Genomic DNA, 25,282 nt, shown 5'->3' with positions numbered 1-25,282 from the left:
AATGAGTAAACTATCTGATAAGACCAGTAAATTGCTGCCATTTGCGCTGAATTAGCTATAATCTTGGGCAATTTCTTAAATTCAGGGAATTTTTGACGAAAAATTCACTCTGACCTAAGAATAATATGGGAATATTAATATTCGTTTCACGATATAGGGAGATGTCGACACAATGACTGCTAAATCTCGCATTCTGGTCTTAAATGGGCCAAATCTTAACCTGTTAGGGCTACGTGAACCTGCACATTATGGTTCTGACACCTTAGCGCACATTGTCGAGACATTACGCGAACAAGCGCAAAAAGCAGATATTGAGTTAGAACATCTTCAATCGAACCGCGAATATGAGCTGATCGAAGCTATCCATGCCGCTTACGGCAAGGTCGACTTCATCATCATTAATCCCGCCGCATTGACGCACACCAGTGTGGCACTGCGCGATGCGTTATTGGGTGTCGCCATCCCATTTATTGAAGTGCATCTATCCAACGTTTACGCACGTGAACCTTTTCGCCACCACTCCTATCTGTCGGATAAGGCGCAAGGGGTGATTTGCGGGTTAGGTGCACAAGGTTATGAATTTGCTCTTGCAGCCGCCATAAAAGCGCTACAGACAAAATAACCCACAGACGATCAACGATAAACAAACACTCTACGGCCCAACCTTAAGGGCTGACGTATTCACAAGATAAAGAGAAAGAAAAGATGGATATTCGTAAAATCAAGAAGCTTATCGAACTGGTAGAAGAATCTGGCATTTCTGAACTAGAAATCTCTGAAGGTGAAGAATCGGTACGCATCAGTCGTAACACTGCGCCAGTACAGATGGCTCAGATGCATTACGCTGCACCAACGCCAGCACAACAAGCCGCGCCAGTCGCTGCCCCTGCGCCAACGGCTGAAGCCGCCGCGCCTGTAGCGCCAAAAGGTCACCAAGTGCTTTCGCCAATGGTCGGTACTTTCTACCGCTCACCAAGTCCAGATTCAAAAGCGTTCATCGAAGTCGGTCAAAGTGTTTCAGTCGGTGACACACTATGCATCGTTGAAGCGATGAAAATGATGAACCAAATCGAAGCCGATAAAGCAGGTATCGTTACGGCAATCCTACTTGAAGACGGCCAGACCGTTGAATTCGACCAACCGCTTGTTGTTATCGAATAATCGAGGTTTGTTTTATGTTAGATAAATTAGTCATCGCGAATCGAGGTGAAATTGCACTTCGTATTCTGCGCGCATGTAAAGAGCTTGGCATCAAAACTGTTGCCGTGCACTCCACTGCCGATCGTGATTTAAAACACGTACTGCTGGCCGACGAAACCATCTGTATTGGCCCAGCACGTGGTATTGACAGCTACTTAAACATTCCACGCATTATTTCTGCAGCAGAAGTAACTGGCGCCGTAGCAATTCACCCCGGTTACGGTTTTCTTTCTGAAAACGCCGACTTTGCTGAACAAGTCGAGCGTTCAGGCTTCATTTTTGTTGGCCCGAAAGCCGATACCATTCGCATGATGGGTGACAAAGTGTCAGCCATCAGCGCAATGAAAAAAGCGGGCGTTCCTTGTGTGCCGGGTTCTGACGGCCCACTGGATGGCGATGAAGTCAAAAACAAAGCTCATGCGAAACGCATTGGCTACCCTGTGATCATCAAAGCTTCTGGTGGCGGCGGCGGTCGTGGTATGCGCGTGGTCCGTAGCGAAAATGAACTGACCCAAGCGATCGCAATGACGCGTGCCGAAGCCAAAGCAGCATTCAACAATGACATGGTTTACATGGAAAAATTCCTAGAAAACCCACGTCACGTTGAAGTACAAATTATTGCGGATGGTCAAGGTGGCGCAATTCACCTTGGTGAACGTGACTGCTCAATGCAGCGTCGTCACCAAAAAGTGGTTGAAGAAGCTCCAGCACCAGGTATTACCGAAGAGATGCGTAAATACATTGGTGAACGTTGTACACGCGCTTGTCTCGAAATTGGCTATCGTGGTGCCGGTACGTTTGAGTTCCTATACGAAAACGGCGAGTTCTACTTCATTGAGATGAACACGCGTATTCAAGTTGAGCACCCAGTCACTGAAATGGTCACTGGCGTTGACCTCATCAAAGAACAGCTTCGCGTCGCCGCAGGTCAACCACTGTCGTTTACCCAAGATGACATCAAGATCCGTGGCCATGCAATTGAATGCCGTATCAACGCGGAAGATCCGGTTCGTTTCCTCCCTTCACCGGGCAAAATTGAACGTTTTCACGCGCCGGGCGGTATGGGCGTTCGTTGGGAATCGCACATTTATGCTGGCTACACAGTGCCGCCACATTACGATTCAATGATCGGCAAGCTCATCACTTACGGTGAAAACCGTGACGTGGCGATTGCGCGCATGAAAAATGCGTTAAACGAAATGATCGTCGATGGCATTAAAACCAATATCACCTTGCAGCAATCGATCATGCAAGATGAGAACTTCCAACACGGTGGAGCGAACATCCACTACCTTGAGAAGAAATTGGGTTTACAGCACTAATTTTCGCGTCGCGAGAGACCAAATGCTCACTTCGGTGAGCATTTTTGTTTTCGGCAGCCGAGTCAGTTTCTGCTAAACTCTGCGCCAACTGACGACATAACAGAGCAACTGACATGCCTTGGATTCAAATTAAACTGAACGCAACTAACGCCAATGCCGAGCCAATTGGCGACATGCTGATGGAAGAGACGGGCGCAGTATCCGTCACTTTTCTTGATGCTCACGATACCCCTGTTTTTGAACCGCTTCCGGGCGAAACTCGCCTTTGGGGCGATACCGACGTGCTGGCGCTGTATGATGCCGAAGCCGATAGCGCATGGATCATTGACCAAATTCGCTCAAGCAAACTGCTGAGTGATGACTTTGCCTGCAAAGTTGAACAGCTCGAAGATAAAGACTGGGAACGTGAATGGATGGACAACTTCCACCCGATGAAATTTGGTCAACGTTTGTGGATTTGCCCAAGCTGGCGTGAAATCCCAGAACCTGACGCTGTCAACGTAATGCTCGACCCGGGCCTTGCATTCGGTACAGGGACTCACCCGACGACCGCATTATGTTTAGAGTGGCTCGAAGGGCTCGATCTGACAGGCAAAACCGTCATCGATTTTGGTTGTGGTTCAGGCATCCTAGCCATTGCAGCGATCAAATTGGGCGCAGCCAAAGTCGTCGGTATTGATATCGACCCACAAGCACTGCTTGCTTCTAACGACAACGCAGGACGCAATGGCGTAGCTGACCAACTTGAAGTGTATTTGCCACAAGATCAACCTGAAGGCTTAATCGCTGACGTGGTTGTGGCCAACATTTTGGCCGGCCCACTGCGTGACCTGAATGGTGTGATCAAAGGGTTACTTAAGCCCAATGGCCAACTTGCGATGTCCGGTGTTTTGGACACTCAAGCCGAAGAAGTTGCCAACCATTATCGTGACGAGCTTCACATTGACCCGATAATTGAGCTCAATGAGTGGTGCCGCATCTCGGGTCGCAAGCAAGGCTAGATAAGACTTTGCGTGCTAATAGACTGTATTTTATACGATTTACTAAAACAAATTGTAAATGCTCAAATATTAGTCTTTTCACGCAGTAAAAAAATGCGTAAAATGCGCGCCCTTGCTGGTACAGAACTGTGATGACGTTTTGAAAATCGGAAACTATCAACTTAAGAACAATCTTATCGTTGCCCCTATGGCAGGAGTGACTGACAGACCATTTCGAGAGTTGTGTCTTCGCTATGGAGCAGGCATGGCCGTCAGTGAAATGATGTCCTCTAATCCTGCTCTATGGAATACGTCAAAGTCGATGCAACGTATGGTACATGAGGGCGAATCGGGCATTCGCTCGGTACAAATTGCGGGAGCCGACCCACAGCTTATGGCCGATGCAGCCCAATTTAGTGTTGAGAACGGTGCTCAGATCATCGACATCAACATGGGTTGCCCAGCAAAAAAGGTGAATAAAAAGCTGGCGGGTTCAGCCTTACTCCAATTTCCGGAGACGATTGAACAGATCTTGAAAGCGGTGGTGAACGCCGTTGATGTCCCAGTGACATTAAAGACCCGTACTGGCTGGGACACAGACAACAAAAACTGTGTCTACATCGCTAAATTAGCCGAAGACTGCGGCATACAAGCTTTAGCCCTGCATGGCAGAACCAAAGCGTGTATGTACAAAGGCGAGGCCGAATACGACAGCATTAAAGCGGTGAAAAGCGCCATCTCTATTCCGGTTATTGCTAACGGTGATATCGATAGCCCAGAGAAGGCGAAATACGTGCTGGATTACACCGGCGCTGACGCTTTAATGATTGGACGCCCTGCCCAAGGTCGCCCGTGGATTTTCCAAGAAATCCAACACTATTTGGAAAACGGCACCACGATGTCTGAACTTCCGGCTGCGGAAGTGAAAGATATTATGCTTGGCCATGTACAGGCTCTCCACAGTTTCTATGGTGAGTATTTAGGCCCTCGCATCGCTCGTAAGCATGTGGGTTGGTATCTGAAAGAACATGAACAAGCGAGTGAGTTTCGCCGTACCTTCAACGCTATTGACGCAGCACCGCTGCAAATTGACGCGCTCGAAGGTTATTTTGATAACGTTGCATCATAATTAAGAGAAGAGCTAGACCGCATATGTTCGAACAAAACCTGACTTCAGAAGCTTTCACAGTAACAACCGTAACTTCACAAGATCAAATCACGCAAAAGCCACTACGTGATTCAGTTAAAGCATCTCTTAAAAACTACCTTGCGCAGTTAAACGGCCAAGAAGTGACAGAACTATACGAGTTAGTTCTTGCTGAAGTTGAACAGCCACTACTCGACACCATCATGCAGTACACTCGCGGTAACCAAACTCGCGCAGCAACCATGATGGGCATCAACCGCGGCACTCTTCGTAAGAAGCTAAAAAAATACGGCATGAACTAATCTAGCTACTGCACAAATCTAGCAACTAGATACCATCGCTTTTAAAACCGAGCCTCTGCGCTCGGTTTTTTCATTTTCACCCAACGGATAACTAAAATATCAACGGGCTGCTTTACTTTGCATTAATTCAATAAAGAGATCGGATTGTTTGAGCGGGCTCTCTCTTCTTCTGTTGTCGCATTTACGCGACCGCAACAAACTGGTTACATTGTGCATGTGATGGAAATTTACCGACCGATCCCCAAATCACTTGTCGTGAACAGTGCATACAATGAGTAAGGCTTTATCCCCCCAAAAATGGAGTGACTAAGATGAGCTCGGCGACGCAACAATCTAAACACCAAGTCAAATGGGCCTATTATAATGATAAAACCACTCGGAAGATTGACAAGGAGTGACGTCAATGAGCTTACTGAACTTGCGCCAGACCAAAATTAGAACGCGTTTATACCTGCTGACCACGGTCACCACACTGCTACTGTTGATCCCATTTGTCTCCATGCTCAATAGTTATCAACACGATTTAATGCAATCAAAACAGACAAAAACTCGCCACATCGTCGAAACAGGATACGGCGTATTAAGTTACTTCCACCAATTACAAATCGATGGCACCTTGTCCGAGCAGCAAGCACAGACTCAAGCCAAACAAGCCATCGCGAAACTGCGCTACGAGGCTGATGATTATTTTTGGATCAACGACCTTCAGCCAAGTATGATCATGCACCCAATGAAGCCCCAATTGGACGGCAAAGATCTCTCCAATGCCGCCGACCCGACCGGAAAAAAACTGTTTGTAGAATTTACTAAAGTCGCTAAACAGCAGGGTGAAGGCTTTGTCGACTATATGTGGCCCAAACCAGGTTCTAGCGTCGATGTGGGTAAAATCTCTTATGTAAAATTATTTAAACCTTGGGGTTGGATCCTCGGTTCTGGAGTCTACATCGACGATGTCAATGCGTTGATTTGGCAACGCCTACAATCGATATTGCTCATTCTTAGCCTCGTTATTATTGTGATGCTGATTCTTTCAGTAGTGATAGGAAATAGCATCACTAAACCGTGTGAAGAAACCAAACAGGCACTCGAAGAAATCGCCAAAGGCGACGGTGATTTAACCAAACAGCTCTCGGTGCAAGGTAGTGATGAGCTGTCACACATAGCACAAGCCTTCAATGAGTTCACAGAGAAAATTCGTCATACCATTACCAATATCACACCGATCACCGACAATGTTAACCACTCGGCAAATGAGCTTACTCAACTCTCGCAACATGCCTCAATCAAAGCTTTAGAGCAGCAGCAATCCGTCGATACAGTCGCATCAGCGATGAACGAACTGCATGCGAGCAATCAAGAAGTGGCTAATGCGGCGAGTAGTGCCGCGAAAGCCGCGCATACGGCCAGCAGCAAAGGCAAAGAAGGCAGCTCGGTGATTGGCAAAGCTTCTGATTTTATGGACTCCCTGTCTGCACTACTGACCACCACTGACACCACCACTAAAAACCTCGCGAAAGAGACACAAGATGTCGGAGCGATACTGGCGGTCATCCAAGGGATAGCTGAACAAACCAACTTATTGGCCCTGAATGCGGCGATTGAAGCAGCACGTGCTGGTGAACAAGGAAGAGGCTTTGCGGTCGTCGCGGATGAAGTACGGGCGCTGGCAACGCGTACTCAAACCAGCACCAACGAGATAGAGCAGATAATCAATAGATTACAGGCTCGCGCAAAAGAGCTGGGAGAATTTATGGCTCAAACGCAGCAACAATCAACCGCCACACAGCAACAAGCTGTTTTAGCGCAGCAAGTGCTCAATGAGATCGACGAGCAAGTAAAACAGATTCTCTCACTCAATGAACATATTGCAGAGGCAAGCGCCCAGCAAACCACCGCTACAGAAGAGATTAATCGCAATCTGACTCATATTGCCGAGCACAGCTCCCAAGCTGCAGCCCAAGCCGATCAAGTGTCGACAGCCAGTCAATATCTCTCAGACAGCGGCCAACAACTGAAACAGAGCATTAGCCATTTTAAAGTGTGAGCAACTCACACCTTATCGGCTGATGAGATCACTCCAATGCCGCTAAAATTGAGCAGTGGCTGGCGTTGTCGTCTATATGACCGCAGCACGCATCGTTGATTTTTTTTAGCGCTTGACGAATCGCCGTTAACTCGGCGATTTTTTGATCAATCACCACCAGCTTAGCGCTGGTGATCGATTTCACTTCTGCACAGCTGTGTTCGGTCGCTTCCAGCTTTATTTCCAGTAACTCTTTGATCTCATCCAAACTGAGCCCTAGCTCTTTGGCTTTGAGAATAAAACTCACCTGCTGCTGATTTTTTTGATTATATAAACGATAACCAGACTCACTGCGTCCCGCCGGTTTTATTAGCGCATTTTTTTCATAAAAACGCAGCGTATCGGTTGAAACTTTACAGCGTTTGGCGAGCTCTCCAATTTGAAACATCTCATTCTCCTTTAACTTTTTTATTACGTTTGATACCCAATATCACCGTTTTTATAAAAAATTTTGCGATGCCAAACGATTGCGCGAGCTTTTTGATGATTGTTTGGTTAGAATGTGCGCCATCAAATTTCCTATTAACTCCATGATTTGAGGAAGACCGAAGCATGAATAACGCTCGTCCTATTCACCGCGCATTGATCAGCGTATCAGACAAAACTGGCATTGTTGAGTTCGCTCAAGCTCTCGCGAAGCGCGGTGTCGATATTCTTTCTACTGGTGGCACCGCTCGCTTATTAGCAGACCAAGGTATTGCTGTTACAGAAGTTTCTGACTACACCGGTTTTCCTGAGATGATGGACGGTCGCGTAAAAACATTGCACCCGAAAGTACACGGTGGCGTGTTGGGCCGCCGCGGTCAAGATGACGACATTATGCAACAACACGGTATTAAGCCGATTGATATGGTAGTCGTCAACCTTTACCCGTTTGCCGAAACCGTTGCTAAAGCAGGTTGTACCCTCGCTGAAGCAGGTTGTACCCTCGCTGATGCGGTAGAAAATATCGACATTGGTGGGCCAACTATGGTGCGTTCTGCGGCGAAAAACCACAAAGATGTGACCATAGTGGTGAATGCACATGACTACGACCGTGTCATTGCCGAGATGGATGCGAACGACCATTCGCTAACACTCGAAACACGTTTTGACCTTGCGATTGCCGCTTTTGAACATACCGCCGCTTACGATGGCATGATCGCCAACTACTTCGGCACTATGGTTCCGTCTTACGGAGCCTCTTTACTTGATGAAGAAGGAAAGAAGGCTGATGAAGAGAGCAAATTCCCGCGCACCTTCAACCAACAATTCCTGAAAAAACAAGACATGCGTTACGGTGAGAACAGTCACCAAGCGGCCGCTTTCTACGTTGAAGCCAACCCAGAGGAAGCGTCAGTCTCTACTGCACGCCAACTCCAAGGTAAAGCGCTCTCTTACAACAACATCGCCGATACCGACGCCGCTCTTGAGTGTGTGAAAGAGTTCGCTGAGCCAGCGTGTGTAATTGTCAAACACGCCAACCCATGCGGCGTTGCCTTGGGCAGCGATATTCTTCAAGCCTACAACCGTGCTTACCAAACCGACCCTACTTCTGCCTTTGGTGGCATCATCGCTTTTAACCGCGAGCTAGACGCACAAACCGCAGCGGCGATTGTTGAGCGCCAGTTTGTTGAAGTGATCATCGCACCAATCGTTTCTGCGGAAGCGATTGAAGTGGTTGCGGCGAAGAAAAACGTGCGCCTGCTTGAGTGCGGTGAGTGGTCAGCGAAAACCACGGGCTTTGACGTGAAACGCGTCAATGGTGGCTTGCTGGTGCAAGATCGCGATCAAGGCATGGTTGGCCTTGATGATCTCAAAATCGTAACCAAGCGCCAGCCGAGTGAAGAAGAGATCAAAGATGCTCTTTTCTGCTGGAAAGTGGCTAAATACGTCAAATCAAACGCGATTGTTTACTCAAAAGGTGACATGACTGTTGGCGTGGGCGCAGGCCAAATGAGCCGCGTTTATTCAGCCAAAATTGCGGGCATTAAAGCGGCCGATGAAGGCTTACAAGTAGAAGGATGTGTAATGGCTTCTGATGCATTCTTCCCGTTCCGTGACGGCATTGATGCCGCAGCGCAAGCGGGCATCAAGTGTGTGATTCAGCCGGGCGGTTCGATGCGTGATGACGAAGTGATTGCCGCCGCCGATGAACACGGCATGGCGATGATCTTTACTGGTATGCGTCACTTCCGTCACTAAAAACCTTACCCCACCCTAGCCCTCCCCTAGAAGGGGAGGGAATAGAAACCAAGTGACCTTACTTCCCTTTTAGGGGAGATATTGTCATCCAAGTTCCTCCCCCTTTAAGGGGGAGGTTAGGAGGGGGTAAATGGCAACAAACAAACTCTATACGTTAAAGGATACTCATAGATGAACATTCTGATTATAGGTGCTGGCGGTCGTGAGCACGCTCTGGGTTGGAAAGTCGCTCAAAACCCAAATGTTAAAACTGTCTTTGTTGCTCCGGGTAATGCGGGCACAGCGCTTGAGCCTAAACTTGAGAACGTCAACATTGCAGTGGAAGACATTGCTGGTTTGGTCGCTTTTGCTCAAGAAAAACGTATTGAACTGACCATTGTTGGCCCAGAAACACCCTTAGTGCTTGGCGTGGTGGATGCTTTCCGTAAGGCGGATTTACCCATCTTTGGCCCGACGCAAGCGGCAGCACAGCTCGAAGGCTCAAAAGCCTTCACCAAAGATTTCTTAGCTCGTCATCATATTCCAACGGCGGCTTACGCTAATTTCACAGAAATTGAACCTGCTTTGGCATACGTCCGCCAGCAGGGTGCGCCGATTGTGGTCAAAGCTGATGGCCTTGCCGCTGGCAAAGGGGTCATTGTGGCGATGACGCTGCAAGAGGCCGAAGACGCGATTCAAGATATGCTCGCAGGCAATGCCTTTGGTCATGCAGGCAGCCGCGTGGTGATTGAAGAGTTCTTAGATGGAGAAGAAGCGAGCTTCATTGTCATGGTCGATGGCGTAAATGTTCTCCCTATGGCCACCAGCCAAGATCATAAACGCGTCGGCGATAAAGACACTGGCCCCAATACTGGCGGCATGGGTGCTTACTCGCCAGCTCCGGTGGTCACGCCAGAGATCCATGAGCGCGTGATGCAAGAGGTCATTTATCCAACGGTGCGCGGTATGGCGGCAGAAGGCAACCCTTACACAGGTTTTCTGTACGCTGGGCTAATGATTGACGCGCAAGGCACACCGAAAGTGATTGAGTACAACTGCCGTTTTGGTGACCCTGAAACTCAGCCGATCATGATGCGGATGCAATCGGATTTGGTCGAACTCTGCTTTGCCGCTCTAGAAGGTAAACTCGATCAAGTGGAGTCAAAATGGGACCCACGCGCTTCTATCGGTATTGTTTTGGCCGCTGGCGGTTACCCTGCCGACTACGCGAAAGGGGATGTCATTTCTGGCTTACCAACGCAAGAAGTCGCGGGTGAGAAAATCTTCCACGCAGGCACAAGCAACCAAGCTGGAGAAGTCGTCACCAACGGTGGTCGCGTGTTATGCGCAACCGCACTTGGTAACACAGTTTCACAAGCGCAGCAGCGCGCTTACCAATTAGCCAAACAGGTCAACTGGGATGGCATGTTCTATCGCAGCGATATTGGCTACCGCGCGATAGCTCGTGAACAACAGACAACAAAATAACAACGACAAAGCTAGGTTATGATCCAATAAGGCGCTCATTGAGCGCCTTATTTTTATACTTCATGTTCATACTTCTGTATTGGCTTGGTGCTAAACCCACTTCGAGATGAACTTAATCATCACTTCAACAATTGCGGTTTGTCGACACAGCCATGATTCTCATCAGCAAGCATTAATAGCTCTTCGATATAGACACGGTTATTGCGGATTTTACCTAAAAATGCGATGTAGTTATCCAATGATGCTAAACGACTGACCACAAAACTGGGCAGCGTTTGGTTAAATTCCATCTGCGTGTATTCATGACCCGTACAGGTTTCAAACACTTCGCCATCCCACACTCCTTGAATCAGTTCTAACCCTTGGTTGTCTTTATTTTTGGTTTCTGAGATCAGGTATTGTGCTTGTTGCAGGTAATGGGAAAGCTGTTCTTCATCGAGTGGCAGTATTTTTCCATCGACACGGTATTGTTGATAAATGGCCTCGCCAGCGTCATTAAAACGTAAGTGAACCGAATAAGGTACGAGCGATTTCTTTTGTAGCTGCTCACCTTCGCGCTTGAGCTCTCTTAATGTCCCTTCATCCCAGCGATAATTGGTTTTATACCAACCATAATCACCTGATGCGACATAATCGGCGGCGCTGTTTGGAGAAGCTGAACGCTCGATATACCAATAAAAACTGGTGGCATCACCCATGGTTTGCCCACTGGTATAATTGGAATATTGTTCGAGACTAGGCGTATGGCTAGAAGAGGAACACCCCACTAAAAATAGGGGAAATAGAATGGATAAAAGAATTTTTTTCATGGGAGAAATCTACGCCGAGAGGGTATCTCGGCGTAGTATAAATTATTTCACTGAATCTTTCAGCGCTTTACCGGCTACAAATGCTGGAACGTTAGCTGCTGCGATTTGAATCTCAGCACCTGTTTTAGGGTTACGGCCAGTACGCGCTGCACGGTGGTTTACTTTGAATGTACCAAAACCAATTAGTTGAACTTGGTCACCCTCTTTGAGAGCGCCTTCAACTGCGCCTAAAGTCGCCTCAAGAGCAGCTTTTGCTTGTGCTTTAGATAAGTCTGCTTTTTCAGCGATAAAGTCGATTAATTGGGTCTTGTTCATTAGGTTTCCCTTCTCATGTGTTATCGAATTGACCTCACTCTAAAACATAAAGCCCCCGTCTGGCAAAGGTTTGTCGCTGATCTTTTGTCTCTATGCCGCACTTTTAACCACAATATGAGCAATAACTCACAATTTGTTACTGATTGACAAAGAATATCCGCTTGTTTTTGACGCTGTAAGCCCTTATTTATAGCGTACTTATGCTTGGATACCTGATATTTCAGGTCACTTAAGCGACCTAATATATCAGTACAATCCTACGCAGGTAGAGCCTCCAATGATCGACATTGGTATGGATCAAGCTCAACGCAGTATTGATTTGGTATAAATAAAACTAAGGAACAATCATGTTTTTGCTTACGGTTTATATTGCCGTTGCCATCGGTGTCTCTTTTATCTGTTCGGTTCTTGAAGCTGTGCTACTGAGCATTACACCAAGTTACCTTGCTCAGTTGCGCCAAAATGCTCATCCTTCAGCTGATAAATTAAGCAAGCTCAAAGCGGACATTGACCGTCCCTTGGCATCGATTCTCACGCTCAACACCATTGCTCACACCATCGGTGCCGCCAGCGCTGGCGCACAAGCGGCGGTCGTATTTGGTAGCGAATGGCTCGGCGTATTTTCTGCGGTGCTAACTCTAGGCATTTTGGTGTTGTCGGAAATCGTACCGAAAACCATTGGCGCAACCTATTGGCGTCAACTTGCGCCAGCTTCTGCGGTAGTTTTACGCTGGATGGTGTGGGCGCTGACACCTTTTGTCTGGTTTTCAGAGCAGATCACCAAACGCTTAGCGCGTCACCATGAAGCGCCCAAAATGCGAGATGAACTCTCCGCGATGGCCATGCTGGCCAATGAAAGCGGTGAGTTTGCCGATGGCGAATCAAAAATACTCAATAACTTGTTGGCTATTCAGCACGTCCCAGTGACTCAAGTGATGACACCGCGCCCGGTTTTGTTTCGCGCCAGCGCGCAACTCACTATCGACGAGTTTCTCGTGCAACATAGAGATACGCCCTTCTCGCGTCCGCTTATTTATGGCGAAAGCAAAGAGGACATCATCGGTTTTGTGCATCGCTTAGAGCTATTTAAACTGCAACAAAAGGGCCAAGGCAGTAAACGTTTAGAAGAAGTCATGAGGCCGCTTCATGCGCTGCTCAATAAAATGAGCTTATTAAAGGCGTTTGATCAAATGATGCAAAAACGGCTGCAATTGGCGTTAATCGTTGATGAATACGGCACAGTGCAAGGCATTCTGACCTTAGAGGATATTTTTGAATACCTACTGGGTGAAGAGATCATTGATGAAGCAGATAAAACCACCGACATGCAGCAGCTCGCTTACCAGCGCTGGGAACGTTGGAAGAAAACACACGGCGTCATTGAAAACAGGGATGAGGAATAAAAAATAAAGGAAATAGAATGGAATCTAATCCTAAATCGACAAAAATACGGCGTAGAACATTGCGTACTAACGCTACAGCATCAGAACAAAGTGTGTGGGCAAAGTTACGATGCCAACAACTAGGCACTAAATTTCGCCGTCAGTTTGGTATTGGTCCTTATATCGTGGATTTTTATGCGCCAAGTCATCGGCTGGTGATTGAAATCGATGGTGACTCTCATTTCAGCGAGTCTTCTTATATCTACGACCAAGCAAGAACTGATTATCTAGAGCAATTTGGCATTCGTGTTTTACGGTATACAAACGCGGAAGTACGAATACAGCTTGATGATGTTGTTGAAGATATTTGTCGCTACTTAAACACCCCACCCTAGCCCTCCCCTCAAAGGGGAGGGAATTTAAAAGCGATCACTGTAATCAGCACCTTTCGGCACCGAAACGAACGCTTTTAGTCCCTCACCCTTTTAGGGGGGAGGTTAGGAGGGGGTGTACAGAATTTAAAAACGATCACTGAAATCAGCACATTTCAGCACCCACAACGAACATGCTTTTAGTCTCCCCCCTTCAAGGGAGACGAGGCCGCTTTTAGCCCCTCTCCTTCTGGAGGGAAGTTAGGTGGATGTACGGAATTTAAAAGCGATCACTGAAATCAGCACATTTCAGCACCCACAACGAACATGCTTTTAGTCTCATCCCTTCAAGGGAGACGAGGCCGCTTTTAGCCCCTCTCCTTCTGGAGGGAAGTTAGGTGGATGTACGGAATTTAAAAGCGATCACTGAAATCAGCACATTTCAGCACCCACAACGAACATGCTTTTAGTCTCTCCCCTTCAAGGTAGACGAGAGCGCTTTTAGTCCCTCCCCCTTCTAGGGGGAGGTTAGGAGGGGGTGTACTACAAACTCACACCAATGTTGCTCACGCCTTCGTCGCGTAGCTCTTGGCGTAGGTCTTTAATCAAATCAATATCTCGCTCTACGGCTTCACGCAGAGGGCGGAAAATAGCCCACTGCACATCCCATTCGGCGCAGACCGCTTCATTTTGTTTTTGATTGTCGTTGGTGATCTCTTCGCCCGTTTGCGCTTCTTCTAACTGCGCCACTGTCAGCACCGACACCTGACTGATTTTTTGCATGTTTTCATACAGATAATCGCGATCAAGCAGGCCGTGAAGTAGATGAGACAAAGCCACACACGCATCAATTGCTGGGTACACAGCGTAAACATCAAAATCTTCTGAGCTTGGAATGATCTCTTCCAACTTCTCCAATTGGTTCTCGAAATTGATTTTGGCACTTTTTACCGTGAGCAATTCCCAAACACTGTCGAGAATATCTCGATATACTCGCGTGTGAGCAAATTCAGTATTGTCGCAAAACATGGCATAGTTCGGGTACATACGTTCACACAAACACGCCATAAAAGTAATTTGTTGCCAAGGTTCAAATTTCTCAAGACGAACCTGCAGAGGGTTTTGTAGCATAATCACTCAATCGCAGCAGAAAAAGACAGCGGAAGTGTACTTGATAACCAACAGGGAAAAAAGCAAAGCCGATGAACAATTTCACTCATAAACTCTATATTCTGACCGAACACAACGATATTTATCGACAAGCGATTGAACAGGCGCAGTTGAGCGGCTTAACCATCACTGACGATCGCAGCGAAGCAACCATTTTGCTGGCCGCGCCACCACTGGCGGCAAAGTATTTGGACGATTTTCCGCAACTGGAATGGTTGCACTCGGAATATGCAGGCGTCGACACCTTAATGTCGCCACAACTTCGTCAAGATTATGAGCTCACCAACGTTAAAGGCATCTTCGGCCAGCAAATTGCTGAATACGTTCTGGGCAACCTGATTGCACACTTTCGCCACTTTGCTTGCTACGCGCAGCAACAAGCGGCCAAACAGTGGCAAACCCACCCTTATCAATCGATCAATGATAAAACCATGGTAATCCTCGGCACAGGCTCGATTGGCAGCCATTTAGCGAAAGTAGCCAAAGCCTTTGGTCTACACGTGATTGGCGTCAACCGCACTGGCATCCCAGCCAAAAACGGGGGTTTTGATAAAACCTATCACATTAACGAGCTTGCTACTGCCCTCGCTCACGCGGAGGTTGTGGTCAGTACGTTACCCAACACGCCGCACACCAAAGGCTTGCTCAATCAAAGTACGTTGAGCCATTGCCACAATGCATTACTGTTTAATGTCGGGCGCGGTAAAAACCTTGTTGAGAGTGATTTGATTGCACTGATTGAAGAGGGGCACATTCAACACGCCTACCTCGATGTGTTTGAAAAAGAGCCATTAAGCGAAGATCACCCGTTCTGGACGCACCCTGCCATTAGCCTTACTCCGCATATCGCAGCAGTGAGTTTTCCTGAGCAAGTGGTTGAGATTTTCACCCGTAATTACGGCTTGTGGCGCGACGGGTTCCAACTTGAAAACAGAATTGATTTTGAAAAAGGCTATTAGGTCAAATAGCGGTTAATAATCGGCACTAAGCCTAGGGAAACCTTAACTCAATGTTACTATAGACACGCAAACCACTTGCCATTGCTGTCGAGAATACACTGCCGCATCGAACACGGGTTAATGCGGTAAAACAGGAACGGTATCGCCTACTGACACAAGGAGCAAATCATGCCTTCAGCCATCACTTCGTGGCTACAATCACTGAACATTAATTTAGAACAACTGCTGCCGATTGCTGAAGCACTTGGGCTTATCGCGCTTATTTCTATCGTTATCCATTTAGTGTTGCACCGAGGGGTGAGCCTATGGCTACAGCGGCGCACAACCAACGCACAAGTTTTACAAAACATTCTGTTTAGCAAAAAGCTTTTCAGCCGCTTTGCCTTGTTAATTCAAGGGATTGTCATTTCAATTCAAACTCAGTTATGGCTTAGCCACGCCAGTGCGACTTACGAACTGCTACATACATTGACCTTACTGTGGATTATCCTGTTTGGCCTGTTAAGCAGTTACGCTCTGCTCAATGTGGTGGAAACGCTACTTTATCGCAGCGCAACCAGCCGTAACATTCCGCTCAAAGGCATTATTCAAAGCATCAAAATCATCGCATTTGTTATCGCCGCACTGTTTGCGACGTCGATTTTAATTGGCAAATCACCAGTGCTACTGCTGAGCGGTTTAGGTGCGATGACCGCGGTCATCATGCTGGTATTTAAAGACCCGATTTTAGGGTTAGTGGCGGGGATTCAGCTTTCAGCGAACCAAATGCTAAGCGTCGGTGACTGGCTCGAAATGCCCAAATATGGCGCAGACGGTAACGTCATCGACATTAGCCTGACCACAGTCAAAGTGCAAAACTGGGATAAAACCATCACCACTATTCCGACTTATGCCTTGATCTCTGATTCGTTTAAAAACTGGAAAGGGATGCAAGAATCAGGCGGCCGACGCATTAAACGCAGCGTATTAATTGATGCCAATAGCATTCACTTTCTGACTCCAGAAGAGCAAAGCTACCTACGCAAAGCACAACTTTTAGAGCCCTACTTGGCCGAAAAAGAACAAGAGCTCAACGCTTATAATCAGATGAGCCAACTCGATTTAGCCTGCCGTATCAATGGCCGCCGCTTAACCAACATTGGCAGTTTTCGTGCCTATCTAGAACGTTACTTGCGTAACCATCCCCAAATTCACCAAGGCATGACATTAATGGTGCGCCAACTGGCCCCCACGCACGATGGCGTCGCGCTGGAGATCTATTGTTTCACCAATACGGTCGTGTGGGTCGAGTATGAAGGGATTCAGTCCGATATTTTTGACCACATTTACTCCGTACTGCCCGACTTCGGCCTACGCGTTTCTCAAGCGCCAACTGGCAGTGACTTTCAAGCACTCGCAAGGTAAACATGACATTGCCTGAGTTTCCTCCCCCTAATGGGGGAGGTTTAATCGTAAAGTGATCGAGAAGGGTTACAGTTTAAAGCGGTTAATTTCTTGTTGAAGCTCTTTAGATAAGCTAGAAAGCAATTCAGCTTGTTGGGAAGCTTCTTGCGCTTCTTTTGCCAGTTCATCAGACACGTCGCGTATACCTTGGGTATTACGCGTAATTTCCTCTGTGACTGACGCCTGTTCTTCTGCGGCGGTTGCAATTTGGGTTGCCATATCGCTGATCGTGCCGACCGCTTCACCAATTTTCACTAAGCTTTGCGCGGCCACGTTAGCATCTTCCACGCTACTTTCGGAAAGCTTGCTACTCTCAGTCATGATGTTCACGGCCTGAGTCGTGGTTTTCTGCAAGGTTTCAATCGTCTGTTGAATTTCTTGCGTCGAACTGTGCGTTCGTTGGCTGAGTACCCGAACTTCATCCGCTACCACCGCGAATCCACGCCCTTGCTCACCCGCCCTTGCCGCTTCAATCGCCGCATTCAGTGCCAGTAAGTTGGTTTGCTCAGCAATACCCTGAATCGCCGACAAGATCGTATTGATGTTTTGTGCGTGCTGGTTCAAGTTCTCAATGACTTCTTTGGCTACCGTCATCTCTTTCGACAACTCACTGATCGACTGTTGAGTATTTTTCACCTGCTCAACGCCGTGGTTAGAAATTTTCACCGTATCCAAAGACGTGGCCGCTGTATTATCTGCATTGCCTGCAATCTCTTGCGTGGCGGCTGCCATTTCGTTAATCGCAGTGGCCACCATGTTGATTTCATCTTGTTGCACCATAATGCGTCGGGTACGCTCATGGGCTTGCGCTGCGGTGTTTTCTGCTTGCAGTGTTAACCCTTGCGACACTTCATGGAAACGCTTGATCATGCCGTGCATATTACCGACGAACTGATTAAAGTTATTCGCCAGTGCGCCTACTTCATCTTGATAACGTGGTTCAATGCGCTGTGTAAGGTCAGCATCACCATCTGCAATTTCCGCCAATGCTTGGGAGACTCGGCCCAAGTCACGCAGTAAGAAGCCAACCAATGCCGAAAACACGATCACGACCAAAATTGTAATGGCGACTGATATCGAGGTTAATTGCATAAAGAGAGCGCCAATATTGGTGTACTCCACCTCTTTATCGAGCTCAATGCCGAGCACCCAGTCAGTCTCAGGAACGGCGGTAAAGAATAATAATTTTTCGACATCACCAACCATCACGGTTTGTATTTTGTTCTCTGCCATTGAGCGGTCGATGACTTGCTGCGTTAGGTTAGGGCTATAAGAAGCCAGCGGTTTGAGAATCAAATCTTTATTACGGTGTGCAACAATTAACCCTGTATCACGGTTGATCAACATAGCATTTGATTTTGCCCCTGCATCAATCGCAATGACATCCTTCACTAACTGATCAATTAACACATCAGCACCAATAACGCCCCAAAACTGTCCGTCTTTCTTAATCGGTTCAGCGAGCGTTACCATCAAAGCGCCCGTGATCGCATCGGCATAAGCGGCAGTTAATATCGTGCCGGAGCTATTTTTCGCTTCTTGATACCATCCTCTTGTCCGAGGATCATAGCTTGCATTGTCTGCACCTCGAGACGGAATAGAACGGTGCATGGTGCCTTGCTCAGTGCCGAAATAGAGTAAATCAAACTGTGCACCTTGCTGAGCTTGCTGTAAAAAAGGCAGTGAATCTTCCTTCATCGTGTGAGGGATCACCGCGCTAATAACTTTGCTACGAACATCCAACCATTGGGTAATCGAACTCGTTGCCGATTTCGAGATACCATACACCCTTTCCTTGATGCCACTCTCCGTTTCATCTTTCAATAAATTTGCCGACAGTAACGTCAACACCACCGCCATCACAATAACAACAAGCAAACTTGTCATTATCAACTTACCTTTTAACGATAGATTCACAACTCACCCCCATTGGTGAAATAGATTAGGTTTTGTTTGTAAGAATCGCCCACTACACATGTACACTTTGCACTCATACTGCGTCGTAATTAACCGACAAAAAGTCCAAGCCACAATCTAAGCCACAAAGCGTCATCGTTTAGTTGCTAATGGATACAAATCTTTTACACCTATTAAAAGTAAGTTACTGCTATTAACAATGCAATTAACACGGCAAAACATTGCGCTCAATCTATCACCTCATAACCTAAACTGCGCAACGTAACCGCAAAAGCTTGCTTTGTTGCGGGCTCTCCATGAACATTTTCGTCACGTAAGGCTTACAATAACTTTACTCAGGTAATTTTCATCCATTGCACACTTCATCCGTTTACGTTTGAAACCACCTTTAAATAAGGTTCAGTCTTTAACATGCTCAAACACATCTGCCGAATCCTAGCAAAACTAGCAAAAGTCGTTTACTGAAGTGTTCAGTCTAATTGATTAAGATCGGATTTTACTCACCTAACCCAGCATACAAAACTATCAGTACAGATCAGCATTCTGAGTAGAACTTTTGTATAATTAGAAGTGTTGGCTTGAGTTAGTATCCCATTAAGATCAGCAATTAATCATTTCATTAAGAGTTTTCTCTTTATATACAGCATTGTTGATCAAATCAAGCTCGATGCAGAGCTAGCTCTAATTGGCCGCATGTTAAGCAATAGCTTTTATTTCCGGCATACTGAATCTTATGACTTTATTTATTGCTTTGGCACTGGCAAAGACTTGACCATTTTGTAACTACAGAGTATCAGCGTGCTATTGGTTAGCCCTTTGTATTTCAACATGACGGTTTCTGAGAGCGATCCAAAATAATACCCAGAATCAATTTTCCATTGAGCTAGGTTATTCGTTTTCAATGCCAATACCGCATCGTTTCTTGAATGATGATATTCCCAATATCCTGAACTTTCCTAGGTGGAATGAGAGGAGAGCTCCCTTTACCCTGTAAGACGTTATGGCATTTTTTGTATCGTAAACTCCATTATCTGACTCTTTTTAAATTTTTTTCCGGAGTGGATAAAGTAATGTCGGAAGCTCTTCACTATCTCTAACACTCACTAAACTGACTCCAGCACTGATGACTTTATACGTACAAACATCAACTGCCAAATGGAGCTTGCGTCATTTCTCCCTAGTTATCACTGCCATGCTTTCGGACTTTCCATTCCCTTTCACCGGACACTTTCAAATCGGTGGAATAGTCTAACAAGCCCTTTTGATAAAGCGCGACATCTCACGCCAACTGCCCTAGCACGTTGACTGATAGAGGTGTAATCGGGTGATGTACGTGACGCACTCATAATCTTGAAAATGGAATTGACCAAACCACCAAGAAGACGCGATGGCTGAGACAAAATCACTTTAATCATCAAGGCAGTTTAATTTCAGTAGTGCTACACGTATGTTGCAACTCATGGTCCCCCATCTCATAATATTCGGTACATCTCAAAGCATTGATAGCAGAGCCATCAATCCAAAATGTAATTCGTTGCTCAAATGCCTTATCATACTGATTCCAGTTTGTGATTTTGTTCTTCGGTTTGCCCATGACTGACACCTGAAACATCTGTGATAGATAATTTGATCACTGAATAGCAAAAGAGTCCACTGATTTAATCAACAACACATCTGTATCCCCATGCTCATTGAAGATGCTTGATTTTCAATGAAATCAGAATCATGCTACGCACCATGAAAATCATACTGACTCCTCAACAAAAGCAACAACTAGAACAAATACACGGTTATACTCGTGATAACCGTGTATACGATCGCATCAAAGCGGTCCTACTTACTTCCGAAGGCTGGAATCAGAGCATGATTTCTCAAGCACTTTGTATCCATGAATCAACGGTCGCTCTTCATCTCACTAATTATGTTCTCTCTAAAAAAATCAAGCCTGACAATGGTGGCAGTCAAAGCCGACTTCCTGCCTCTCAAACCAGACAACTTATCGAGCATTTGACTGAAAAAACCTATTTTCATACCCATCAAATCGTCACTGATACCCAGGCTGAATGGGTGGGGAACTACAGCGCTTCTGGCATGAATAAATGGTTACATCACCATAGGTTTTCGTGCAAAAAGCCCAAAGGCGTACCACACCCATTCAAACCTAAAGAGCAGCAAGCCTTTATCGACAATGTTTTTAAGTCTAGCAAAGCGCCTGTTCTCCTCGTGGATGCAGTTCATTCAACTCAGACCACAAAGCTAAGCTATGGATGGATACGTAAAGGCCAAGATAAGCTCATCGAAACAACAGGCAGTCGCACTCGTTTGAATATTATTGGCGCATTGCAGTTGGAAGAGATTAGCAAGGCTGTCACCGAAGCCTATGACACAATAAATAGCGAAAGTATTGCTAGCTTCTTTGGGAAGGTCATGAATGAGCATGTGAGGAACAATGTTTACTTTTCATCAAGCAAAGCGTTTACCGCTTCTATTAAGCATTTTTTCAATGTAACGTTGCCCGAATTCAGGCTCACTAGTATCCAGAATTACGGACAATTTTCAGGTCATTAAACCTGCATTTTCAAGTTGATTGGATATAGATAACGGTGAATATTTGAGATTCATGAATAAGAAAAAGAGGTTGAGTGGATTATGTATATGATTATCTGGGTGGTAACTCTTTTTATGTTAACCATTGTGGGACTGATTCGTTTTCAAAAGTATCCCAGTAGAGTGTTTGGATGTACTGTATTAGTTATGTTTTGTACAACAGTGGTTTCTGCGGATGATCTTGTAACTAGTTTTTCTAATAAAGGTGTTTTAACATTAGTATTATTGATGGTTTGTTCATTAGCATTAGAGAAAACCCGCATTTTGCGCTACGTAGCTAAATTAATCATCAGGCCTAATTACAACATAACTTGGTTTAGGCTGTTTAGCATTACTGCCCTTTCTTCTGCGTTGCTCAATAATACAGCGATCGTATCTGCTTTAATGTCTTCTATTCGTAATAACCCTTATCATCCTGCTAGCAAGTTGCTTCTACCATTATCTTATGCCGCGATTTTAGGAGGCACACTGACGTTAGTTGGCACATCAACTAATCTGATCGTAAATAGCTTAGTCATTGATGCCGGTTTTCCTCCTATTAGTTTCTTCGATTTTACGTTTGTCGGTTTTGCCTTGGTATCATTCTGTGGATGCGCCTTATATATTTCACGAAATTCTTTACCGAGCAATGAAAATGAATTAAATAGTGTAAATTTTAGTACTTATATGATTGATTCGAAAGTTCAAGAGCACTCGCCGATGATTGGTCATACAATTGAGAAAAATGGCCTAAGACACTTAGAATCACTCTTTCTTGCTGAGATTATTCGGGGTCAACGAGTGATAAGTCCTGTGACGCCTAATGAAGTGATAGAAAAAGATGATCGCCTTATTTTTACTGGAGATATCACTAAAGTTATGCAGTTACAGCAGTTTAGTGGATTGGCTTTATTTGCAGATGGCCAAGGATTACCCATCAATAATTTGACAGAGATACTCATCCGTTCTGGAAGTATCTTAGTAGGGCAGACACTGAAAACAGTTGGGTTTAGGGCATTATTTAACGCTGCAGTTGTGGCGATAAAACGTGACGGTAAACCGTTATTAGGCAAGCTGGGTACGATTAAACTTGAAGCGGGTGATTTTTTAGTTCTGGCTGTCGGTGATGATTTTCATTGCCGTAAAAATTTGCATAAAAATTTTATAATACTCAGTGGCGTTGAACCTGAAGATAAGTTAATCGATAATAAAGAGTTGTTGGTAGGTTTGGGCTTTATTGCTGCTATTGCTGTCTCCGCAGTCGGGTTTATCCCTTTATTTAGTAGCTTGTTTGTGCTTTTAGGTTTATTGATTTTAACGGGATGTTTGTCTCAGGCAGAAATCATCCGCCGTTTACCTATAGATATCTGGTTGATTGTTGGATCTGCATTATGTTTGTCTCAAGCATTGACCAATAGTGGGGCAATTGATTTGTTCGATGGATTTGTAAAACATTATCTCAGTGGATTATCTGCATTTTGGGCTTTAGCTGTCATTTATTTTTTGACATGGTGTTTAACTGAGTTAGTTACGAATAATGCCGCAGCAGCGCTAATGTTACCCATTGGTCTTGCGACGGCCTCTAGCTTAGAGGCAAACCCAATGGCATTTATAATGGTGGTCGCTTTTGCTTCGAGTGCTAGCTTTTTAAGCCCTTATGGTTATCAAACTAATTTGATGGTTTATAATGTGGGGCAATATACAATTCAGGATTTTTTACGACAAGGACGGTTAGTCTGTATCACCTATGCTTTCGTTTCCATCACTGGTGTGGCTGCCCTTTTTGGCGTATAAATTGGTTGTCATCTATCCGTTTTATTTAGGGTAGATTGTTACTAAGGATCTGGATTACCTTTAACTGTCCATAAAAATGCGAAACGGTTAGTGCCTCTGAGTTATGCGTGTCTACGTAGGGCGGTAGCGTGGCTAAAGTTAAAAAAAAATAGCTAGAGTACGCAAATCGCATAAACATTCTTCAGTTTAAACGTGCAATAAAATTGAGTGCTAAAGATCTACATGATGCGATGCCAGGGTCCGCGCATGTTATTGGCGCACTTTCTCTTCGATTTTCGGAATAAAGTTTTAAGAAATAGGTTGAACTAGCGATCTAGGCGTGATCTTATACTGTTTATTGCAAAGCAGGATTTGGTCAATTATGCCGAGGTCACTGGGGTATAAAGAGTATGCACTGGATGAATAAAGATGAGAGCAAAATCGTGTACGCTCACGCGTCGGAAAATCTCTCACGAATAAGACAGATGTGTATGAACTTTATTAAGTTAGTCGAGATGAAAGGCACTTTGAAAAGACGGCAGTTAAAATGCGCATTGAACACGGAGTTCCGTGAGCGAGTTTTGTTTGGTGATTAACATTTCGTTAACTCATGCGCGAGCCCTGGCGTTTAAGAAGGAAGAAGAAGTTGAGGCGCTTGATCCGAGAAGCTAGAGCGGTTTAACGGCCTGCTAGAATCGATCTGTTCTAATTCATTTATTTTGATAACTTAAATTAGGTTCGACAATGTCCAAGAAAAAAGTTCTCACCGTTTTTGGCACTCGTCCTGAAGCGATTAAAATGGCACCGCTAGTTCACGCATTGGCGGCGGATGAGCGTTTTGAAGCCAAAGTCTGCGTCACCGCTCAGCATCGTGAAATGCTGGATCAAGTATTAGATCTGTTCGAAATTACGCCGGACTATGATCTAAACCTGATGAAAGCTAGTCAAACGCTCAATGAAGTCACCGCGCGAATTCTATTAGAGTTAAAACCTGTTTTGCAGGAATTTAAACCCGATGTTGTTCTCGTTCACGGGGATACCGCAACAACATTTGCAGCCAGTTTAGCCGCGTATTATGAGCAAATTGCTGTCGGCCATGTTGAAGCTGGCCTTCGTACTGGTAACATTTACTCGCCATGGCCAGAAGAGGCGAACCGTAAACTCACCGGCGCGTTAACTAATTATCACTTTGCACCAACAGAAGCCTCGAAGCAAAATTTGTTGCAAGAAAACTACGCTGCGGAGAACATTTTCGTCACTGGCAATACCGTAATTGATGCCCTGTTAACGGTAAAAAAGAAAATTGAGCAAGATGCCGATCTAAAAGCAGCCTTAGCGGCGCAGTTCTCTTACTTAGATGAAAATAAAAAGTTAATTTTGGTCACAGGTCATCGCCGTGAAAGTTTTGGTGAGGGCTTTGAGCGTATTTGTCAGGCACTCGCGCAAACAGCTCAGCAGCACCCTGAGGTGCAAATTCTCTACCCTATGCACTTAAACCCTAATGTGCGTGAACCTGTTAATCGCATTCTAGGTAGTGTGGATAATGTACTATTGATTGAGCCACAGCAGTATTTGCCGTTTATCTATTTAATGGATCGCGCACACATTATTCTGACTGATTCCGGTGGTATTCAAGAAGAAGCACCTTCGCTTGGAAAACCCGTATTGGTCATGCGTGATACAACAGAGCGACCTGAAGCTGTTGAGGCAGGTACAGTAAAACTCGTTGGAACGGATGTTGGAAAAATTGTATCAGAACTGTCCGTTCTACTAACTAATGAAGGAGAGTATAAAAAAATGAGCGTTGCACATAACCCATACGGAGACGGCATGGCATGTACTAAAATCTGTAATTCCCTACTATAAGAATTG

At 45.6% G+C, this 25,282-nt stretch carries 20 protein-coding genes and 3 pseudogenes; 16 read left to right on the top strand and 7 right to left on the bottom strand.

Annotation, left to right across the window (positions count from 1 at the left end):
* Positions 1–172: 172 nt before the first annotated feature.
* The 7 genes from aroQ (at position 173) to AACT42_RS20065 (ending at position 6,995) form a co-directional block, all read left to right on the top strand.
* Complete coding sequence (gene aroQ / locus AACT42_RS20095; protein WP_094133276.1) at positions 173–622, top strand: type II 3-dehydroquinate dehydratase; 450 nt, start codon at positions 173–175, stop codon at positions 620–622.
* Between the two features lie 83 nt (positions 623–705).
* A complete protein-coding gene (gene accB / locus AACT42_RS20090) occupies positions 706–1,161 on the top strand; it encodes an acetyl-CoA carboxylase biotin carboxyl carrier protein (RefSeq protein ID WP_094133277.1) in 456 nt (151 codons plus the stop codon).
* Between the two features lie 14 nt (positions 1,162–1,175).
* Positions 1,176–2,522, top strand: a complete 1,347-nt coding sequence (accC, locus tag AACT42_RS20085) for an acetyl-CoA carboxylase biotin carboxylase subunit (protein WP_013855809.1) — start codon at positions 1,176–1,178, stop codon at positions 2,520–2,522.
* A 113-nt stretch (positions 2,523–2,635) separates the two neighbouring features.
* Positions 2,636–3,523 carry a 50S ribosomal protein L11 methyltransferase gene (prmA, locus tag AACT42_RS20080; RefSeq protein WP_094133278.1) on the top strand — a complete coding sequence of 296 codons (888 nt, stop codon included), beginning with the start codon at positions 2,636–2,638 and terminating at the stop codon, positions 3,521–3,523.
* Positions 3,524–3,662: 139 nt separating this feature from the next.
* Entirely contained in the window at positions 3,663–4,631 is a 969-nt protein-coding gene (dusB, locus tag AACT42_RS20075; protein WP_038171221.1) for a tRNA dihydrouridine synthase DusB, read from the top strand.
* A gap of 23 nt (positions 4,632–4,654) precedes the next feature.
* Positions 4,655–4,951, top strand: a complete 297-nt coding sequence (fis, locus tag AACT42_RS20070; RefSeq protein WP_010320338.1) for a DNA-binding transcriptional regulator Fis — start codon at positions 4,655–4,657, stop codon at positions 4,949–4,951.
* Between the two features lie 403 nt (positions 4,952–5,354).
* On the top strand, positions 5,355–6,995 hold the full coding sequence (locus tag AACT42_RS20065) for a methyl-accepting chemotaxis protein (RefSeq protein ID WP_019281512.1): 1,641 nt from the start codon (positions 5,355–5,357) through the stop codon (positions 6,993–6,995).
* 28 nt (positions 6,996–7,023) lie between these two features.
* Here the strand turns inward: AACT42_RS20065 and zntR are convergent, their stop codons facing one another.
* Positions 7,024–7,422: a Zn(2+)-responsive transcriptional regulator gene (zntR, locus tag AACT42_RS20060; RefSeq protein WP_017046798.1), complete on the bottom strand. Its 399-nt coding sequence runs from the start codon at positions 7,420–7,422 to the stop codon at positions 7,024–7,026.
* A gap of 164 nt (positions 7,423–7,586) precedes the next feature.
* Between zntR and purH the strand changes: the two genes are divergently transcribed.
* Both purH and purD read left to right on the top strand, forming a co-directional pair.
* Positions 7,587–9,218 (top strand): bifunctional phosphoribosylaminoimidazolecarboxamide formyltransferase/IMP cyclohydrolase, encoded by a 1,632-nt coding sequence (purH, locus tag AACT42_RS20055; RefSeq protein ID WP_094133279.1) that lies wholly within the window; start codon positions 7,587–7,589, stop codon positions 9,216–9,218.
* A 171-nt stretch (positions 9,219–9,389) separates the two neighbouring features.
* A complete protein-coding gene (gene purD / locus AACT42_RS20050; protein WP_094133280.1) occupies positions 9,390–10,685 on the top strand; it encodes a phosphoribosylamine--glycine ligase in 1,296 nt (431 codons plus the stop codon).
* Between the two features lie 119 nt (positions 10,686–10,804).
* Here purD and AACT42_RS20045 read toward each other — a convergent pair whose 3' ends face one another.
* Together AACT42_RS20045 and hupA are read right to left on the bottom strand one after the other, a co-directional pair.
* Positions 10,805–11,494 carry a DUF1481 domain-containing protein gene (locus AACT42_RS20045; protein WP_094133281.1) on the bottom strand — a complete coding sequence of 230 codons (690 nt, stop codon included), beginning with the start codon at positions 11,492–11,494 and terminating at the stop codon, positions 10,805–10,807.
* Positions 11,495–11,536: 42 nt separating this feature from the next.
* Positions 11,537–11,809, bottom strand: a complete 273-nt coding sequence (gene hupA / locus AACT42_RS20040) for a nucleoid-associated protein HU-alpha (RefSeq protein WP_010320328.1) — start codon at positions 11,807–11,809, stop codon at positions 11,537–11,539.
* Between the two features lie 347 nt (positions 11,810–12,156).
* Between hupA and AACT42_RS20035 the strand changes: the two genes are divergently transcribed.
* Positions 12,157–13,212: a CNNM domain-containing protein gene (locus tag AACT42_RS20035; protein ID WP_017048893.1), complete on the top strand. Its 1,056-nt coding sequence runs from the start codon at positions 12,157–12,159 to the stop codon at positions 13,210–13,212.
* A gap of 17 nt (positions 13,213–13,229) precedes the next feature.
* On the top strand, positions 13,230–13,586 hold the full coding sequence (locus AACT42_RS20030) for an endonuclease domain-containing protein (RefSeq protein ID WP_094133282.1): 357 nt from the start codon (positions 13,230–13,232) through the stop codon (positions 13,584–13,586).
* A 519-nt stretch (positions 13,587–14,105) separates the two neighbouring features.
* Here AACT42_RS20030 and AACT42_RS20025 read toward each other — a convergent pair.
* Complete coding sequence (locus AACT42_RS20025; RefSeq protein ID WP_026028258.1) at positions 14,106–14,693, bottom strand: YjaG family protein; 588 nt, start codon at positions 14,691–14,693, stop codon at positions 14,106–14,108.
* A gap of 71 nt (positions 14,694–14,764) precedes the next feature.
* On the opposite strand from AACT42_RS20025, the gene AACT42_RS20020 reads away from it, so the two are divergent.
* Together AACT42_RS20020 and AACT42_RS20015 are read left to right on the top strand one after the other, a co-directional pair.
* On the top strand, positions 14,765–15,691 hold the full coding sequence (locus AACT42_RS20020) for a D-2-hydroxyacid dehydrogenase (protein ID WP_017048463.1): 927 nt from the start codon (positions 14,765–14,767) through the stop codon (positions 15,689–15,691).
* A 168-nt stretch (positions 15,692–15,859) separates the two neighbouring features.
* A complete protein-coding gene (locus AACT42_RS20015; protein ID WP_017045418.1) occupies positions 15,860–17,095 on the top strand; it encodes a mechanosensitive ion channel family protein in 1,236 nt (411 codons plus the stop codon).
* Between the two features lie 66 nt (positions 17,096–17,161).
* On the opposite strand, the gene AACT42_RS20010 is transcribed toward AACT42_RS20015, so the two are convergent.
* The 3 genes and pseudogenes from AACT42_RS20010 to AACT42_RS20000 form a co-directional block, all read right to left on the bottom strand.
* A complete protein-coding gene (locus AACT42_RS20010) occupies positions 17,162–19,051 on the bottom strand; it encodes a methyl-accepting chemotaxis protein (RefSeq protein ID WP_017045419.1) in 1,890 nt (629 codons plus the stop codon).
* 309 nt (positions 19,052–19,360) lie between these two features.
* A pseudogene (locus AACT42_RS20005) lies at positions 19,361–19,497 on the bottom strand (ISAs1 family transposase); the annotation flags it as partial.
* A gap of 250 nt (positions 19,498–19,747) precedes the next feature.
* Positions 19,748–20,645, bottom strand: a pseudogene (locus AACT42_RS20000) (IS5 family transposase).
* Positions 20,646–20,788: 143 nt separating this feature from the next.
* Between AACT42_RS20000 and AACT42_RS19995 the strand changes: the two are divergent.
* From AACT42_RS19995 to wecB, 3 genes and pseudogenes are all read left to right on the top strand, one after another.
* Positions 20,789–21,638, top strand: a pseudogene (locus AACT42_RS19995) (IS630 family transposase).
* A gap of 62 nt (positions 21,639–21,700) precedes the next feature.
* Positions 21,701–23,431, top strand: coding sequence for an SLC13 family permease (locus AACT42_RS19990; protein WP_047690636.1), 1,731 nt, complete (start codon positions 21,701–21,703; stop codon positions 23,429–23,431).
* 723 nt (positions 23,432–24,154) lie between these two features.
* Positions 24,155–25,276 (top strand): non-hydrolyzing UDP-N-acetylglucosamine 2-epimerase, encoded by a 1,122-nt coding sequence (gene wecB / locus AACT42_RS19985; protein ID WP_047690637.1) that lies wholly within the window; start codon positions 24,155–24,157, stop codon positions 25,274–25,276.
* The last annotated feature ends 6 nt before the right edge of the window (positions 25,277–25,282 follow it).

Source organism: Vibrio sp. V15_P4S5T153, from assembly GCF_963874485.1.
Lineage (GTDB): Bacteria > Pseudomonadota > Gammaproteobacteria > Enterobacterales > Vibrionaceae > Vibrio > Vibrio anguillarum.
The sequence above is the reverse complement of the archived record's forward strand: the minus strand, read 5'-3'. Positions and strand labels throughout refer to the sequence as shown.